The sequence below is a fragment of the Sphingomonas sp. UYEF23 genome (assembly GCF_040546165.1).
Taxonomy (GTDB): domain Bacteria; phylum Pseudomonadota; class Alphaproteobacteria; order Sphingomonadales; family Sphingomonadaceae; genus Sphingomonas; species Sphingomonas glacialis.
On the sequence record NZ_JBEPNG010000014.1, the window covers coordinates 1 to 16,713 of the forward strand.

At 64.7% G+C, this 16,713-nt stretch carries 11 protein-coding genes; 4 read left to right on the forward strand and 7 right to left on the reverse strand.

Annotated features, from left to right (window positions below; genetic code table 11):
- Positions 1-228: 228 nt before the first annotated feature.
- Positions 229-837 carry a lasso peptide biosynthesis B2 protein gene (locus ABIB28_RS17665; protein WP_354289359.1) on the forward strand — a complete coding sequence of 203 codons (609 nt, stop codon included), beginning with the start codon at positions 229-231 and terminating at the stop codon, positions 835-837.
- Entirely contained in the window at positions 837-2,633 is a 1,797-nt protein-coding gene (locus ABIB28_RS17670) for an asparagine synthase-related protein (protein WP_354289360.1), read from the forward strand. Before ABIB28_RS17665 ends, ABIB28_RS17670 begins: the two co-directional genes overlap by 1 nt.
- On the opposite strand, the gene ABIB28_RS17675 is transcribed toward ABIB28_RS17670, so the two are convergent.
- The 6 genes from ABIB28_RS17675 to ABIB28_RS17700 all read right to left on the reverse strand — a co-directional run bounded on the left by ABIB28_RS17675 (position 2,585) and on the right by ABIB28_RS17700 (position 11,613).
- Positions 2,585-4,681, reverse strand: coding sequence for an Atxe2 family lasso peptide isopeptidase (locus ABIB28_RS17675; RefSeq protein WP_354289361.1), 2,097 nt, complete (start codon positions 4,679-4,681; stop codon positions 2,585-2,587). The genes ABIB28_RS17670 and ABIB28_RS17675 overlap by 49 nt on opposite strands.
- Before the next feature lie 59 nt (positions 4,682-4,740).
- Complete coding sequence (locus ABIB28_RS17680) at positions 4,741-7,311, reverse strand: TonB-dependent receptor domain-containing protein (RefSeq protein WP_354289362.1); 2,571 nt, start codon at positions 7,309-7,311, stop codon at positions 4,741-4,743.
- An 84-nt stretch (positions 7,312-7,395) separates the two neighbouring features.
- Positions 7,396-8,418, reverse strand: a complete 1,023-nt coding sequence (locus tag ABIB28_RS17685) for a FecR family protein (RefSeq protein WP_354289364.1) — start codon at positions 8,416-8,418, stop codon at positions 7,396-7,398.
- Positions 8,415-9,002: an RNA polymerase sigma factor gene (locus ABIB28_RS17690; RefSeq protein ID WP_354289365.1), complete on the reverse strand. Its 588-nt coding sequence runs from the start codon at positions 9,000-9,002 to the stop codon at positions 8,415-8,417. The genes ABIB28_RS17685 and ABIB28_RS17690 overlap by 4 nt, the downstream gene beginning before the upstream one ends.
- A 154-nt stretch (positions 9,003-9,156) precedes the next feature.
- The gene (locus ABIB28_RS17695) at positions 9,157-9,705 is read right to left on the reverse strand and encodes a hypothetical protein (protein WP_354289366.1); all 549 of its coding nucleotides are present in this window, start codon (positions 9,703-9,705) and stop codon (positions 9,157-9,159) included.
- 897 nt (positions 9,706-10,602) lie between these two features.
- Positions 10,603-11,613, reverse strand: a complete 1,011-nt coding sequence (locus ABIB28_RS17700) for a response regulator (RefSeq protein ID WP_354289367.1) — start codon at positions 11,611-11,613, stop codon at positions 10,603-10,605.
- Positions 11,614-12,366: 753 nt separating this feature from the next.
- Between ABIB28_RS17700 and ABIB28_RS17705 the strand changes: the two genes are divergently transcribed.
- Positions 12,367-13,833: a peptide MFS transporter gene (locus tag ABIB28_RS17705; RefSeq protein ID WP_354289368.1), complete on the forward strand. Its 1,467-nt coding sequence runs from the start codon at positions 12,367-12,369 to the stop codon at positions 13,831-13,833.
- 285 nt (positions 13,834-14,118) lie between these two features.
- Positions 14,119-16,032: a PAS domain S-box protein gene (locus tag ABIB28_RS17710; protein ID WP_354289369.1), complete on the forward strand. Its 1,914-nt coding sequence runs from the start codon at positions 14,119-14,121 to the stop codon at positions 16,030-16,032.
- Here the strand turns inward: ABIB28_RS17710 and ABIB28_RS17715 are convergent.
- Positions 16,029-16,376, reverse strand: coding sequence for a response regulator (locus ABIB28_RS17715; protein ID WP_354289370.1), 348 nt, complete (start codon positions 16,374-16,376; stop codon positions 16,029-16,031). The genes ABIB28_RS17710 and ABIB28_RS17715 overlap by 4 nt on opposite strands.
- Positions 16,377-16,713 lie beyond the last annotated feature (337 nt).

Sequence of the window (16,713 nt, forward strand, 5' to 3'; positions counted from 1 at the left end):
GGGTGTGTTGTGGGGGGGGGGGGGGGGGGGGGGGGGGGGGGCGCCCCGGGGCCGCCCGGGGGGGGGGGGGGGGGGGGGGGGGGGGGGGGGGGGGGCGGCCCCCCCCCCCCCCCGGGGGGGGGGGGGGGGCGCGCCCCCCCCCCCCCCCCCCCCCCGCCACGATGCGAAAGGCGATCCATGGGCTATGCACTCCGCCGCGATGTCACCTTCTGCCAGGTCAGCGACCGCGTGCTGTTTCTCGACACGCGCGCCGATCGCTATTTCTGCCTTCGGCCAGAAGCCGAGGCGGCCTTTCGCCGACTGACAGCTGACGCCGCTGAGGATCCGGGCGATCGGACGATCCTGGAGTCCTTGGCGCGCAATAGCATTCTCGAAACCGCCGACGCCACGCCTACGGCATGCCGCGCGATCGATGTGCCCACCGACGCGCTGATCGACCGGCTCTTGCCGCAGCCCAATATCGGTGGCGTGGCTTCGGCGATGGTTGATCTAACTCGCGTGAAGATCGCGCTGCGCCTGCGTGGTCTTGCGGCGGTGTTACGAACGATCGAGCGGGCAAAAGCGTGCTGCCGCTCGACGCTGCAGATGGAACACGCATCTCGCAGCGCGCTCGCCGCCTTCCAGCGCACCACGATGCTCTGGGCGCCGCACGACCAATGCCTGCCGCGCTCGATCGCCATCGCTCGGCGGATGTTGGCGCTCGGTTTCAGCGTCGACTTGGTGATCGGCGTGAAACTGCGGCCCTTCGGGGCGCACTGCTGGGTTCAGCAAGGTCCCCTTGTCGTCAACGATCGGCCCGATATGGTTCGCGACTTCACGCCGATCCTGGTCATCTGATGCGTGGTCGCTTCGCCATTCTGGCTCGCACGGCTCCTCACGGTTCGAGTCCGCCGGTCGACGACCTCGCGTCGAGACTGCGCGCTCTGCCGGGATTCGAGACGGTGCTCGAGAGCGCGCACGCGACCGTCGTCGTCACCGAGCTCGACGCTTTGCCGGTCACCGAAAACGGCATCGCGCTCGGATCGGTCTTTCGACCCGGTACGTCCGGGCCGCTTCGCGAACTGAGCGGGGAAGCGTCGGCGCGCATCGCCGCATCTCGCGGCCAATATCTGATAGACCGCTGCTGGGGGCATTATGTCGCGGTGCAGGCCGGTGAGCGATCGGTCGATATCATTCGGGCGCCCTTCGGTTCCCTGCCCTGCTATTTTTCGGCCATTGAGGGCGGCGTGCTGCTCGCCTCGGACGTCCCGCTCCTCCACACGCTGGTGCGATCCCGGCCCGAAATCGACTGGGACGCCATCGCCATCCACCTGCTGGCGGGCGAGTTGCGCGACGCGCGCACCTGCCTGCACAACGTCACGGAGCTGCGCGGCGGCGAGCGACTGACGCTTGGGGACAGACACCTCGCCGTCGAACCGTTTTGGTCACCCTGGACCCATGCGGCTCGAGACCGGGCGATCCTCGATCCAGCCGAGGCGCGGCGCCGGGTCAGCGGCGCCGTCCAAAGCAGTGTCGCCGGGCTCGCCCATCGCTTCGATCGTGTGGTGCTGATGCTGTCGGGCGGATTGGACTCGTCGATCGTCGCGGCCTGCCTCGCCGAGCAGGACCAGCCGTTCCTTTGCACCAATCTCATATCGAACGATGCGGCCGGCGACGAACGCCGCTATGCCCGCTTGGTCACGGACGCGCTGGATGTTCCGCTGGTGGAAGGGCTGCGCGACGTGTCGCGCATTCGGATCGAACACTCGGCGGCCGGACTGCTCCCCCGCCCGTCACGGCGCTCGTTCGCACAGGAATCGCGACGCATCGCGCTCGAGGCCGCCGCCGGGTTCGGGGCGAGCGCCATCTTCAGCGGCGGCGGCGGCGACAATGTCTTTTGTTCGTTGCAGTCGGTCGCCCCCGCTGCGGACCGTTTGCTGACCTCAGGCATGGACCGCCGCTTCTGGCGGACCTCCGCCGACATTGCGCGGCTCGCGCCCGCAAGTCTGTGGACGGTGGCCAAGGGGGCCATGCGGCGCGCCTGGTTCGGAACGGCCGACTACCACTGGCGGGCGAACCGGCAACTACTGTCGCGCAACGCCTGCGGTCACGCCGACGAGGCCATCCGGCATCCATGGCTCGTCGCCCCGGCGGACGCCCTCCCGGGAAAGGCAGCGCATATCGCCTTGCTCGCGGTCGCGCAGGGTCATGTCGAAGGCATCGAGACCGATGACCCGGTCGAGACCGTTCTGCCGTTGCTCGCACAGCCGGTGATCGAGGCTTGCTTGCAGGTTCCGAGCTGGTCGTGGTTCGAGGATGGCCAGAACCGTGCAGTCGCCAGACACGCCTTCGACGCGCGATTGCCGAGCGCGATCGCGTGGCGGCGATCGAAGGGCTCGCCCGACAGTTTCGTCGCCGAGATCTACGAACGCTACCGGCCGGCGATCCGGGAAATGCTGGTCGAGGGCGAACTCGCCGCGCACGACATGCTCGACGTGTCCGCGATCTTGCGGATTCTGGACGACCCGGCACCGCCCAGAGGCGGAGACTTCCGCCGTATCCTGCAGCTCGCCGATGTCGAAGCGTGGGCGCGGGTCTGGACATCTCATCGCGCCGATCCTGCCCGCGACGGGCCAGCCGAGTCGCCGGCCTGAGCGACGAGCCCGCGGCGCAGAATCTCCCAGCGGGCATATTGATCGTGCTTGCCCGGATCGGGGTCTTCATGTCCGTTCAGCCAAAAGTCGAACCAGTCGAGACTGCGCTCATAGACCGCACGCCGGTGGATCGGCTGGACCTTGATGTGATGCTCGTCCGGGAAGACGTACAGCTCGACCGGCTGGCGCTGTTCGCGCAGCGCGGTGAAGCTCTCCAGACCCAGCAGATACTCGTCGTCAGCGAGCTGCATCAGCAGCGGCGTCCGCATGGTCGCCGCATTCACCGCGAGTGAATAGGGTCGCCAGAACGCCGGATCGTCGCGCGTCGCGGGCGGATAGCCGCCTTTGCGCTGCGCATCCGCCCAAGCAATGCCGCCATAGGTCATGACCGTCTTGGGATCGGTGCAGCACGTGCTGATCGCCGCTGCCGCGAACAGCCGTGTGTTGAGCAGCGCAAACCGCGCGGTCGAGGCGCCATCGCTGAGCCCGGTGATACCCACTCTCGCGGGATCGATCGGCGCGCGCTTCAGCGCGAGTTGCACCCCGGTGACGAGCGACGACAACAGGCTGCGGCGCTCCGCCCAGCGGCGCGTGTCGAGCGCATCCGCGCCGTAGCGCGAGCGCGCGGCATCGGCCGCTGCCTCGACGAAATCGGGCCGCTCGACGCTGAGCACCGCAAAGCCGTGCGCGGCAAAAAGCTGGATCGGATATTCGTCGCCGGTGCCACCGCGCAGGAAACCGTCGCTGTGATATTGCACGACCACCATCGGCAGCGTCTCGCCCGGGTGCCGGTCGGCCGGCAGGACGAGATCACCCCAAGCCTGCAATCCGAGCTCGTTGCGCCAGGTAAGCCGCTGGACGGTCCCGAGCCGGATGCCGGCAAAGTCGGGGTTCGGATCGAACACCAGCTGCGAACGGCCCGTGGTCGGGTCGATCCGCACGACACGCCGCGGCGTGGTCGCATTCTCGCGGGTGCAGACCAGGTCGTCGCGTGCCGTCACGCAGCCATGCAGGACATCGTCGGTGTCGAACATTCGCCGTACGATGCCGCTGGCGGGGCTCCATTGGTAGAGCGCCATCCGCCCCCGCGCCCAGCCCTCGCGCCGCAGGACCCAGAGCGCGGTGCCACTCGGATTCCACCACAGGCCGGTGATGCCCGATCCGCAGGCTTCGGCGGTGCAGGCAAGCGGCTGGCCCCTTTCGTCCGTCGTCTCCAGCCGGGACGCCTTGTGCTCGAGCCGCGTGACCTGCGCGCGCCGCCCCGTCCCCGACACCGCCGATGCTGCCGACGGCACTGCCGCACCCCAGATAGGCGGCAGCCTGTCCCGCTCGAGCGTGGTCGCGGGCGTGACGGCGCCGGTTTCGGGGTCGATCACCGACACGACCAGCGGCAGCGTGCTGCGCAGCTGTGGCCGCGCACCGGCATTGGGGGTGATCCGATCGTCGTAGAGATATCCGCCCTGCCCTTCGCGGTCGATCGCCTCGGCTGCCGCCTGCATGCCCGGACGGGTGGCGTAGACGAGGTGGCGGCCATCGCCATCGCAGGCGACCGCCTCCACGTCGGTGGACGCATGGGTGACCGCCTCGGCCGCGCTGCCATCGTCGCGCACCCGCCAGGCCTGGGTGACCGCGCCGACGCGCTTGAGATAGGCGATCCAGCGACCATCGGCTGACCAGACCGGCGTCGCAACGTCGGGCAGCCCGCCTTGCGCGAAGAGGCCCCGCACCGCGAGCCTGACGGTGGCGAGTCCCCCGCCGCGATCGACGATGCGGGGCACCGCGCCCGCCTCCAGTCCGATGACGAGCAGCGCACGGCAATAGCTGTTCGACGACGGATCGGCGCGAGTCAGGACGAACGCCACGCGCTTGCCGTCCGGGGCGACCCCGAGCGGGCTCGGCATGCCGAAGAGCGACGGGTCGGGCTGACCGATATCGCGCAGGCGCAGCAGATCATCCGCGGTGATCGCCCGCTTGGCGATCACCGGCACCGCCGGCGCGAGCAAATCGTCACAGGCGGCGAGCGCCTGACCCGGGATCAGGAACAGCACCGCCCCGCCGAGACAGCACCGCAGCGCTTGCCGCGAGCTCCAAGGCCGCCAAGACAGGCTCACCACTTTTTGGTGATCCCGAAGCTGACGAACCTCCCGACCGGCGAATAATTGGTCGAGTCGAAGGCGGAATCGTAAAAGACCGATGTGGCGATGGTATCCGGCTTGTCGTTCAGCGCGTTTTGCACAGACAGGCTGAGATCGAGACCGTGCCAGATGCCGGGAGCGTCGATCGGGCGATAGCGCGCGGTCAGGTCGAGCGTCGTCACGCCCCCGATCCGGATGGTCGTCGCGGTCCGCGTGTCGTCGACGCCGCCGATCCGGCTCAGCGTTCCGGTTAGTGTCGCCCCGTTATGGCTCCAGCCGAGCGACCCGCGGCCGCGCCAGTGCGGCGGATTGAAGAGCAGCCCGGCCTTTTGCAGGACGGGCTGGCCCGCGCTCAATTGCTGGTCGCTTTCAAGGTAGCTGGCATTGAGGCTGAGCGTCAGCCGATCCCCGCCCGTGCCGAGATCGACGCCGTAGTCGCCGAGCAGGTCGATCCCGTGGATCGTCTGCCGCCCGACGTTGAGAGCGCTGTTGTCGACGATCGCAACCACGCGCGCCGGATCGTAGGTGCCGCTGGTCGAGGCGACCGTGAACTGGCCGGCCGAAGCGATGACCGCCGCCTTAGCGGCATTGCTCGGGGAAAGCGTGACGAGGCCCGCATAGATCGGGTTGCTGAGCGATTGGGTGGTGAAGCTGATTGGCGTGACGTTCCGGTCCTGATAATCGGTCGAGAAATAGCTGAGCTGCAGGCGCGCGCCGGGAAGTGCGCGGGGATGCAGGTCGAGCGTCGCCGCCCAGCTCGTCGCGCGCTCGGGCTTGAGGGTCGCATTGCCGCCCGACAGCAAAAGCGCGGTCGATCCCGCCGGAAAGCCGGTACCGCCAACCGAGCTGATGTTGGTCAAGGTAACCGCGCGCAACTGGTAGAGCTGGAACAGCGTCGGCGCGCGAAAGGATTTGCCCCAGCTACCCTTGATCTCAAGGTCGGGCGACGGCGCAAAGATCGCGCCGAGTTTGGGCGTCGTGATCTCCGCCACACCCGGATAGCGCTCGTAGCGCAAGGCGCCACTGAGATTGAGGCTATGGACTAGCGGGACGCCGGTGTCGGAGCCGATCAGCGGCAGGTTCAGCTCGCCATAGGCATAATAGCTATCCTGCGAGGCGCGGATGTTGTTCGGGCTGCCGGTACCACGAAACGCGTCGAGTAGATTGTAGCGATAGCCGGCGCCGACCGCGACCTTGGCCATTCCGCCGGGGAGTCGGAACAGCGGGCCATCGGCACCCAGTTCTGCCGATTTGCCGTTGTTGCAGTAGCAGTTGAAATTGTAGCTGGTCTGCACGCTGCCGGCAAAGGTGGTGCCTTGGGTGAACACCGTCTCCTGCCCCCAGACGCCGGAGAGCGACAGGCGCCAGTCGTGAAGCGCCAGCTTGAGGGCGGGCGCGATGGCGTACGACTCGCTGGTCGATGCGGTCACGCCCCGGCTGAGATTAAGGTCGCCCGCGAAATTCGCGGGATAGTCGATCTCGTGCCAGCGCTTGTTGTAGAGCGCGTCGACCTCGAAGGTGAGCGTTTCGGTCAGCGCCTGATGACCTGATAGCGTAACGGCGTGCCGGCGTTGGGCGGGATAGATCGTCACATTCGGGCGCGACACGGCGTAGCTTCGGTCGTTCGACCAGATCGCGGTGTTGCGCGCATATTCATACGCCGCGATCAGTCCACCCGACGACCAGCGCGTGCCCGCGACGGCGCCATATTGCTGCTGGAAATCGCCGCCGTCGGTCGCGCCGCCGATCCGTGCGCTCGTCTCGAGACCTTGATAGTCGCGCTTGAGGATGATGTTGGCGACGCCCGCGACCGCGTCCGATCCGTAGAGCGCGGATGCGCCGTCAGCGACGATCTCGAGCCGGTCGACCGCGCCGAGCGGGATCGCCGAGATGTCGACGCCCTGCCGCGATCCATTGTACGTCAACCGGTGGCCGTTGAGCAGAGTCAGCGTCGCGTCGCTGCCAAGCCCGCGCAAGTTGATCGTCGAGGCGCCCCCGACATTGACGCCGCTGGTCGCGGGCACGTTGAGCCCCACGCCCGCATTTTGGCCGCCGCCAAAGCTTTGCGGGATGCTGCGCACGACGTCGCCGAGCGAGGCCTGGCCAGCGTTGCGAATGTCCTCGGCGGTAACCCGGATCATGGTCGAGGCGACGGGCGCTCCCCGGATACGGCTCCCCGTCACGACGATATCGCCGCCATCGGGCGCGGCGCTGGACGCGCCGTGCCCGGGACCGGGCCGCTTGCGGATGATGACGGACCCGGGTCCGAAAATCGCACTCAGACCAGTTCCGGCAAGGGCGCGTTCGATCGCGTCCGAGAGCGTCAGCTCGCCCTGGATTGCGGGGGCGGTGATCGCGGCGACATCGCCCGGTCTAAAGAGGATCTCGACACGGCCGATCTGGCCGACGCGTCGCAGCGTCGTGGCGAGATCCTGCGGTGGCAGATCATAATGCGCGCTGGCCTGCGCCTGCGCGGCCGCTGGCGTGCACAGCGCGGTGACGGCGACACTCGCACATATCGATGCGTAGGTTTTCGAAAGCATGCTGTTCCCCCCTTTTTATCGTGTCGGGGGGTGACGGAGCGTTTCGATCGCCGAGTAGGACGGCTCGAAAATAAGTTGCGACTGTCAGCGGCTCAGTTCGATGACCTCCGCGCGGCGCTTGACGCTGAGGTTGAGCAAGGTCGCCAGATTGCTTGCCAGGCGATCGTGATCGCGGAGGCTGAACCGACCTGACACGCGAAGCTGTGCGAGCGATGGATCACTGACCCTGAGCGGCGGTGCTCCGTCGCGGTTGGCCCGATCGAGCAAATAGCCGAGCGTCACGCTGTCGAAGTCGACCGCCGCGTCGGCCCAATGCGCATCTCTCGCGACCGGCTCGGACCGGGGCAGCAAGGCGCCGGCGGCATAGGCTGCGTCCTCGCCGCCGCTAAGCCGGCGGACGATGGCCGTGTCAGGAGCGGCCGATGCGGGAACAGTTGCCGCGACATCGACGGCGCCGCGCAGCAGCAGGACCGCCACGCGCCCGTCCGGCGACAACGACACATCAAACATCGTGCCGCGCGCGGTCACCGATCCCGTTCCGGCGGAAACCGTGAACGGTCGACCATCGTGTGCGACGTCGAAGCGCACGCGGCCTCGCCGCAGCGTTACGCGGCGCTCACCGCGCGTGAACGCGACATCGATCGTGCTGCCCGCGTCGAGCGTGACGACGGAGCCGTCATCGAGACCGACCGCACCAACGCCTGCAGCCGGCGCAGCGATGTGACGCTGATGGGCCCCGTCTCCCGGCGCGCCACTGGAAGCAGTCTCCCCGGTCCAATTGCTCGGCAGGAAATGCCGCGCCTCGGGCGTCAGCAAGGCCAGGGCGAGCGTCGCGGCGCAAAGAGCGGTTACGGTCATGGCGACACGACCGGTGCGTCGGGCCGGCTGTGGCCGGGCCGCATAGATGTGCGAGCGGCGCAGCACTTTCGCGCCCTCGAACCGCTGGATCATGCGGGCATAGGCGGCTTCGTGCCGCGGATCCTGGGCGCGCCAGCGGCCGATCTGGCGGACCAGGCGCGCGGACGTTCCGCCTTGCAGGCGTGCGATCCACGCTGCGGCCTCCTCGCGTATCCGCTCGGCATCCGGATCAGGGGTGATCTCGGTCATCGCTCGTCGAGTGCCCGGTCGAGATGCGCGAGCGCCTGCTTCATATGATATTGGACATTGCAGAAGCGCATCTCGAGGCGGCTCGCGATCTGGCTGTAGGTCAGCTCGTCGGCACGATGAAGCAGGAAGACCATGCGGGTTCGCTCCGGCAAGGTGGCGATCGCTGCCTCATAACACCGCAGGAGATCCTGCGCGAGCAGTCCATCCTCTTGTGTCGGCGAGGTTCTTGCGTCCCATTCCTCGAGGGGAACGAAGGTCTCGCGGGCCATCGGCGCACGGGATCGGTCGACCAACAGATTGCGCGCGATGCGCTGGAGATAGGCCGCCGGGTTGAGAATATCGGGCAGCCGGCCGCTGTGGGCGAGACGCGCGAAGGCGTCGTGCACCAGGTCCGCGGCGGTCTGCGTGCTGCCCGTGCTGCGCCGGAAATAGCGCAGCAGGCGCGGCGCCTGCGTCCGATAGAGGTCGTCCATGGCCGCAGCGTGCGCGGCGCCGGACGGCACGCGATCCTCAGGCGGGAGCGGCTGATCCTCCGGGATGCCGTAGGCGAGGCCGCCATCGAAGGGACGGGTGATCATGCGCATGACGCGCAACGGGAGACCGCCCTCCCCTGCGCCGCGCGGCCTGGGCCGAGTGGCGCATGCGAGCCGATACGTGCCGGCGAACCGTCATCATCGGCCTTCACGCTCGAACGCCTGGTCGGACATGGGTCGCTTCGGCACTGCGAAATAGGAGCGCTCATGACCGACCTCCGTGTTCGGCAATGGCGGCCCATCTTTTGGGACGAGGGTGACCGGTCACGTCGTACACCCGGTCGAGAAGAGCGCGGAGAAGCACCCGGATCTGCTTCGCGGTAAAGCCGCCATCGTCGGGTGGCGGGGCATCCCAAAGGTGGAAGGAATTCCATTTACAATAGGGCGTCAGCACCTCGGCCAGCCGAACCATGTCGCGGCAGTCGTGGCCTAGCCCGGTCGCGTTGGCGTAGGCCAGCGAGTCCGCGACACACAGGCCGACATGGCGGGCGCACCAGGCGTCGGCGAAACCCACGTCGATCAGATGCGAGCTTAGGCCGAGTTGGGCGACGACGCCTGCTCGGTAGAGCGTGTCCTCCAGCGATTGCACAGACTGGCGTTCGATCGGAGCGAAGAAGGTTTCGGCGGTATGGTAGCGCGCTCGGCTCAGTTCGCGTCCCGCCCGGGTTCGAAAGAGCGTGGCGGGAATGTCGCCGAACCCGTCGTATAAAAGATCGAGGATAACGTGCGATCGAATGGGGACAATCTTGCCCATACACACCTCTGTTCCGCGTCCTTGGCGGTAGCGGAAGTGACGGGTGGATGCGGTAGAGGTCCCGAACTCCCGCGCTTGCGCGCGAGAGCCGCCGGAGCTGGTAACATGCTTGTCACATGCGCCGCCGCCTTTAACCCGAAGGTCTGGACATACGCGGCGGCACCCCGGAAACCGAGTTTCCGAGTGAGTTTGACAAGCAGGATTACCAGTCCCGGCGCTGCCCTTTGCGCAACGCACCGTGATTCTAGCAAATGTTGAGTCGTCCGCCAAGCGCTGGAAAACGGCGATTTTCAGCTACCGACACGGGTTAACCGAGTGCTTCGGATGGCCGCTCCGCGGTTATGTCGACCCACAAACCGACATTCCGAGCCGCTTGGCCGGTGCCCAGCTTCGGACGTTCATTCAGGTCAGCGGGCGACTGGATTACGCTCTGCCTTTATTCGAACGTCGTCTAGAACTCGCGATAAGTTGAGGCGGATCGCCAGCTGCGCGATAGGTTGCCAGTAGAGCGCTGGGTCGATGTGCAGCAGGTGCACCGACGTGATTCCTAGCCGAGTGCCGCCGCTAGGTAGCGGAATGAGCGAGAAGCGCGTTTGGCCGGTATCGAAGTATCCCCTGACGTGCGGCGCATATACGCGGCGGTATGGACTCATCTCTTCCATCGCTGGTGGATGGCGGAGCACCACGAACGCGAGGCGACGGCCCGGCACCCACTGGGTGACTTGCTCACGGGCCATGCCCGTTGAAAACTCGCCTAGTCGGATCGCGTTCGTGGTGCTCCGCCGGGACATCCAGTTACAAGCGGGAAAAGTAAGTGAGCAAGGACAAGCGAGCCTGGGCCATCACGTCAATTTAAGGTGCGTCTTCCCCCAGACCCGCCTTCGGTCCTTCCTATAGCTAGGCGGCGCGTTGTGTCGGCTCCGGGCGACTTTCGACCATATCAGCAGCGATCCGGGCGATACTGCGCAGGTTCGTTAGCTCCTTGATCGTCACGCGCCGAGGCCTCGTGTCGAGCAGGCACAGCGCACCCAGCCGGATGCCCGATGATTGGATGATAGGATAGCCCACATAAGATCGAATCATCGCTCCCGAAATAACGGTCTTAAGTTTGGCGAAGCGGGCGTCGGTATGCGTGTCGGTGACGATAAAGGGTTCGTCGCCGCAGATGGTGTAATTGCAGATCGCATCCGAGCGAGCGGTGAAGCCACGATCCACGCCGACGCTCGATTTGATCCACTGTGTGTCCTTGTCGAGAAACGTCATGGCACATGCCGAGTAACTTGTAGTCTTCGCGAGGTGTTCCGTCAGGAGATCTAGCCGGCGATCGGCAGTGTCATTGGCAAGGCCGAGGATTTGCAAAGCAGTGAGCCTCTTGGACTCATCGGTCGGTAAGGGGTAGCTGGTGATCGGCCCTTGCTCTCCCAGCCCGCCGGACCGTGCCGCAAAACTGGGACGGTTCAAAGCCGCCAACGGCATGGAGAGCGGTGAGACTGTCTCGCGCACCTTCTTGGGCCGTCGCATAATCGCCGCAACCAGATTACAAAAGTTATCAGGGTCTTGCGAGATACGCGTCTTGGATACGCATCCGTCGGCTCCCAGCTTCTCGAGACTGGCCTTGACGGCCAGGTTCTCGCAGGCGGCGGTAGAGATGACTACCTTCTTCATTTCGGGGAACGATTGCAGCGCGTCAAGCAGCTGCCGGCCGTCGATGTATGGCAGCAGAAGATCGATTGTGACCAGATCCGGTCGCAGTCGCTTGATCATCGACACCGCGGTCTGGCCATCGCTCGCGACGCCCACAATCTCGTATCGTAATCGTACCGTCAGCAGCTGTTCCAGAACTGCCTGCATCGTACGGGAGTCATCAACAATTCCCACTCTCTGCAGCCGCGACTCCATCTGGCGCATAGTACCGTCCCTCTCCTTATTGATTGCTCCAATCGTTATAAGTGCAGGTGGACAATCCCGATCCGGACTTAATAATTCGTAACCGCGGAATGCGGTAGTGTGTCGCGGATGAGGATAACTGCCGCGCTTTCACGCCTGGGAGAATTGCCACTCCGAGTTTTCAGTGATCGCTGTGACCATTGTCGATCGGGGGTATGAGATGGGTGCGGAGTTTCGGTGACTTCGCGGACTCGTCAGAACGTCTTAAAATGCTGATCTGCCGCCCGACTGCTCTTGCTTCCCACTGATACCATTCACTTACGGGCACAACGGCATCCGGACGACGATTGACGGGCAAAGCGGTGGAAAATGCCACTGGAAGCCATTTCGGCAACGGCGAAGCTACCGCTGCAAAATGCCGCTCATGCGGCGCCCCGCTTCTGGGTGGGAAATGCACATCGCCGACCTTATGTGAAAGCCAGATCGACGAGTTGCTTGCGGAGGTAGTGGGCCGGGGGACCAACAAGCTTAACCGCCCAAGATCCCCGTCAAATCTGGTTGCGGTAACCAGCATCGGAGTTCGGTATAGATTGCGAGCCCGAGCTTGAGAAGCGTGGCGACGATCGCCTGGTGTGGCAGGTGACAGCTATCCCAAGCATGATTTCGCGGCGTGGCGGCGAGGGCTCACTATGACCCATAACTCGACGCTCAGATCAATTCTATCGCTTCCCAAGAACCGCCGTTCGTTCATCGCAGGCCGAAGGCTGTAAGCCTGTGTTATTCGTCACCCGACTGCTGATACCGGGCAAGTCGACGAGGGCTTGCAGAGAAGAAAACGCGCTGCGACAGTCCCGACCGGAGGCGGGCATGAACGATCGGACGCTTACAAGGCCGGAAGACCCGCGCGCCCGCTGGCGCGGACTGCTCGACCATCCTCGCGGATTGTGGGTGCTGACGGGGACAGAATTGTGCGAGCGCATCTCGTTCCACGGCATGCAAGCGCTCCTTACGCTCTACATGGCCGAGCAATTGCTGCTGCCTGGTCACATCGGGCACGTGATCGGCTTCGCGACCTTTCGATGTATCGTCGAGGGTGTCACCGGGCCGCTATCTGTCACTGCGCTCGCGACACAGACATTCGGCCTCTACGTCGGCCTCATCTACTTCACTCCGGTCATTGGCGGCTGGCTCGGCGACCGTGTAACCGGTCGGCGCGCGGCAGTAACGGCCGGCGCCCTGCTGATGACCGCCGGGCATTTCTCCCTCGCCTTCGATGCCTCGTTTCTGCTCGCGCTGCTGCTGCTCATCGTCGGCGCAGGGCTGCTGCGCGGCAATCTCTCGGCACAGATCAAGGCGCTCTATGCTGACGGCGATCGACGCGAGGCGGACGCGTTCCAGCTCTATTACGTCGGGATCAACCTCGGAGCATTCATCGCACCGATCGTCACGGGCGCGCTGGCGGTCGTGTACGGATGGCATGCCGGCTTTGCCTTTGCTGGCTTCGGTATGCTCGTCGGGTTGCTTGTGTACCTCGCGGGACAGCGGCACTTGCCGGCAGATCGCGCTCGCGTCGACGCGGTAAAGCGCGACCGACTCACCCCTGCCGAACGGACGCGACTCGCAGCACTGCTCGCGATCTGGCCGCTTATCACCTGCTTCTGGATCGCGCAGAGCCAGGTGTGGAACGTATACAACCTGTGGGTGCGCGACCATCTCGACCGGCAGGTCGGCGGTATCATCATTCCTGTCCCCTGGCTGCAGGCGCTGGACGGACTCGCACCGGTGCTGGTCATGCCGCTATTCCTTGCGTTGTGGCGGCGCCAAGCGGCGGCGGAGCTAGAGCCTGACAGCCTTGCCAAGCTCGCGATCGGCTGCCTCGTCTTCGGTGGCGGCACCGCCTGGTTGTCGCTCGCGTCGCTTGTGAGCGACGCGACGGGCCGCGCACCGCTCATCTGGGCAGTCGCGTTTCACCTCCTTACCAATATCGGCTGGCTGTACGTCACTCCGATCGCGCTCGCGCTCTATGCCGCGGAGGCGCCGCCGGGGCTTCGCGGCACCCTGATTGGCATCAACACGCTGTCGACCTTTGCTGGGAGCGTTATTAGCGGGCGGATGGGGGCGCTATACGAGCGTTGGACGCCCTCCGAATTTTGGCTGCTGCACGCTGCCATCGTCGCGGGCGCGGGGCTCGTGCTGCTCGCGATCGGACCGGTACTGCGCCGGAGGCTATTGCCGACATAGTGACGGCATTCTACGCGCGACACGCTCGCAAGTTAGCAATGACCCAATCATGGACGCTCAGCGCCACCCTTGCGCTTCCCAACTACGGACAATCATTCATCAGTTCGCGATCGCCCAGCAGCGGCGCTGAAATGTCGAGCTTTGGGACGAAGCTGTCGTTCGCAAGGCCGATAGCCAAAGCCTGCTTCAGGCAGGAGCGGACTTTCGCGGGTCTCGAGAATCTGCATGGGGATGCTCCGGATTACGTTTGTCGAATGTCGCCCGAAACGGTGCTAAGCGCAGTGGATGACCAACGACGCTCTCGCGGACTGCCTCCCTAGGTCGAACGCTCCAAAGTGGACCGACGAACAGCGCGAAGCTGCGCTACGGGCGTACGACATTCTCGATACGCCAATCGAAAGCGATTTCGACGACATCGCGAAACTGGCATCGGAGGCGCTGAACGCGCCGATCGCGGTGGTGAACCTGATCTCGAGCGATCGACAATGGTTCAAGGCAGAAGTCGGGATCGGCGCTCGCGAGCTCCCGATGGACGTGTCGATCTGCAAGTACGCGCTCCTCGAAGACGATCTGCTGGTTATCCCGGACACCCGCTTGGATCCTCGTGTGGATCGCAACCCATTGGTCACTCCGGACGATGGGCTGAGGTTCTACGCTGGTGCCTTGCTCAGAACGCCTGCGGGCATTCCAATCGGGACGGTTTGCGTTCTCGACCGATCGCCTCGCCCGAAAGGGATTACCGCGTTCCAGCGTCTGACGCTTGAGGTTCTCGCACGGCAGGTGATGACGCAGCTGGAACTACGCCTCGCACTGACCCACCAGCGCAAGACTGAGCAACGCCACCGCCTGATCGTCGATAGCGCCATCGATTACGGCATCATCACGATGGACTTGCATGGGCTTATTACGAGCTGGAACATCGGTGCCTGCCGCTTGATGGGCTGGGAAGCGATCGAGATGGTTGGACGCCCGTGCGGCGACTTCTTCACACCGGAAGACCGCGAACGTGGTGTGCCGGCCAAGGAAATGGGTTCGGCGCTCGCCAATGGCCGCGGAGTCGACGAGCGCTGGCACATGAGGAAGGACGACAGCCAATTCTGGGCAAGCGGCGAAATGATGCCGCTGACCGATGATGACGACAAGCCTATCGGCTTCCTCAAGATACTGCGTGATCGCACGGTTCAGCGGGAAGCACACGAAGCGCTTGAAGATAGCGAGATGCGAACCCGTTTGGCGCTCGAGGCTGGCGGCCTTGGTGCTTGGCAATCGTCGCCGAGCTTGCGTGAAATGACGTGGGACGCACGCACACGCGAACTCCTTGGGCACAGCGCGGACGAGCCGCTGGACTATGAAACGTCGTTCCTCGCACGCGTACATCCTAGCGATCGGGCGCATGTGGTTGCCGCGAATGCCGCGGCTGTTGCCCCTGATGGCGATGGCACGACGGACATAGAATATCGCACGATCAGCGCGGTCGACGGCAAAGAGAGATGGGTCAACGCCAGAGGCGCGCTCGTAAGAGGCCCTGACGGAGGCAAGAGATTTGTCGGCACCGTCCGAGACATAACAACCGAAAAAGAGGCTGAAGCCCATCGCCTCTTGCTGACCGGCGAACTGCAGCACCGCATCAAAAATACGATGGCGGTCGTGCAGTCGATCGTTAGCCAGTCGCTGCGGAATGTCTCGACGCCAGAGGAGGCGCGGGATGCCATCGGCGAGCGATTGACGACCCTGGGGCACGCTCATGATCTGCTCGTCCAGTCGAGCTGGACGGCAGCGCCGATGGCGATGATCGTAGACGGAGCAACGCGCCTGCACGGTGCGAAGCCTGGCCGAATCCTGATTTCGGGCCCTGAAATTCAGTTGAACGCAAAAGCTGCGCTCGCCTTCTCGATGTCGCTTCATGAACTCTCGACGAACGCCGCGAAGTACGGCGCGTTGTCGAACGAGGTGGGGCACGTCGAGCTAGGGTGGACGACGATCGAGCTGGAAGACGGGCAGAGCGCGCTGCTAGTGCGGTGGCAGGAATACGGCGGGCCGCCGGTAAATCTTCCGACAAGTACTGGCTTCGGCTCCCGTCTCATGCGTGCTCTGGCTAAGGACATGGGAGGCGTCGCAAAGCTCGAATACGAGCCCGAGGGCGTGGTCTGGACACTGGATTCCAATCTGGCAGCGATAACAGGCCAGACTGACGACTAATGCCAGACGTTGCTGAACGCCGCACAAACGGCATGGGCGTTGATCGGCTTGCTCAGTACAACGCCGGGAGGATCACATGACTCGCACTCTGCCGGCGTCGCGGTGATGAAGATGACGGGGATCTCTCCAAGCCGCTGCTGGATCGTATGAATGGCTGCCGGACCGGTTCCCTTAGTCAGCTTGACGTCTGATCTTATGACGTCTGGCCGGCGCTCCATCGCGGCCGCAACAGCCTCGTCCTCGGTATCAGCGAAGGCGAACGAGGTAGCACCCTGGTCTTCCAGAAGTTGCTGCAAGTCCATCGCGATAAACGGTTCGTCTTCAATGATTAGCACGTGGCACATGGGCGAAACTTCCAGTCGGTCAGGTGATCAACGCCGCGTCGCCGAATGCGGGCCCCGGTATTCAGATGGCTCGGTCAAATTTTGACGAAATGGCATAGGCAATTGGTTAACGACCCAATGACGGGCACCCACCCCTGCCTGCCCGCTCCCCGAAAGCGGCCGCTCGTTAATGTTCCGATTTCGGCCAGATGCGAAGATATCGGCGGTAACGGGCACTGCCCTGTAAGCGGTACTTGCGCGCCGCAATGTACGGCTTATCGGAACGATTGATAAAGGAAAACACACACCTGGATCCGCCGCATCTGTCTTACGTACAGCCTCGTAATGAGGATCACGC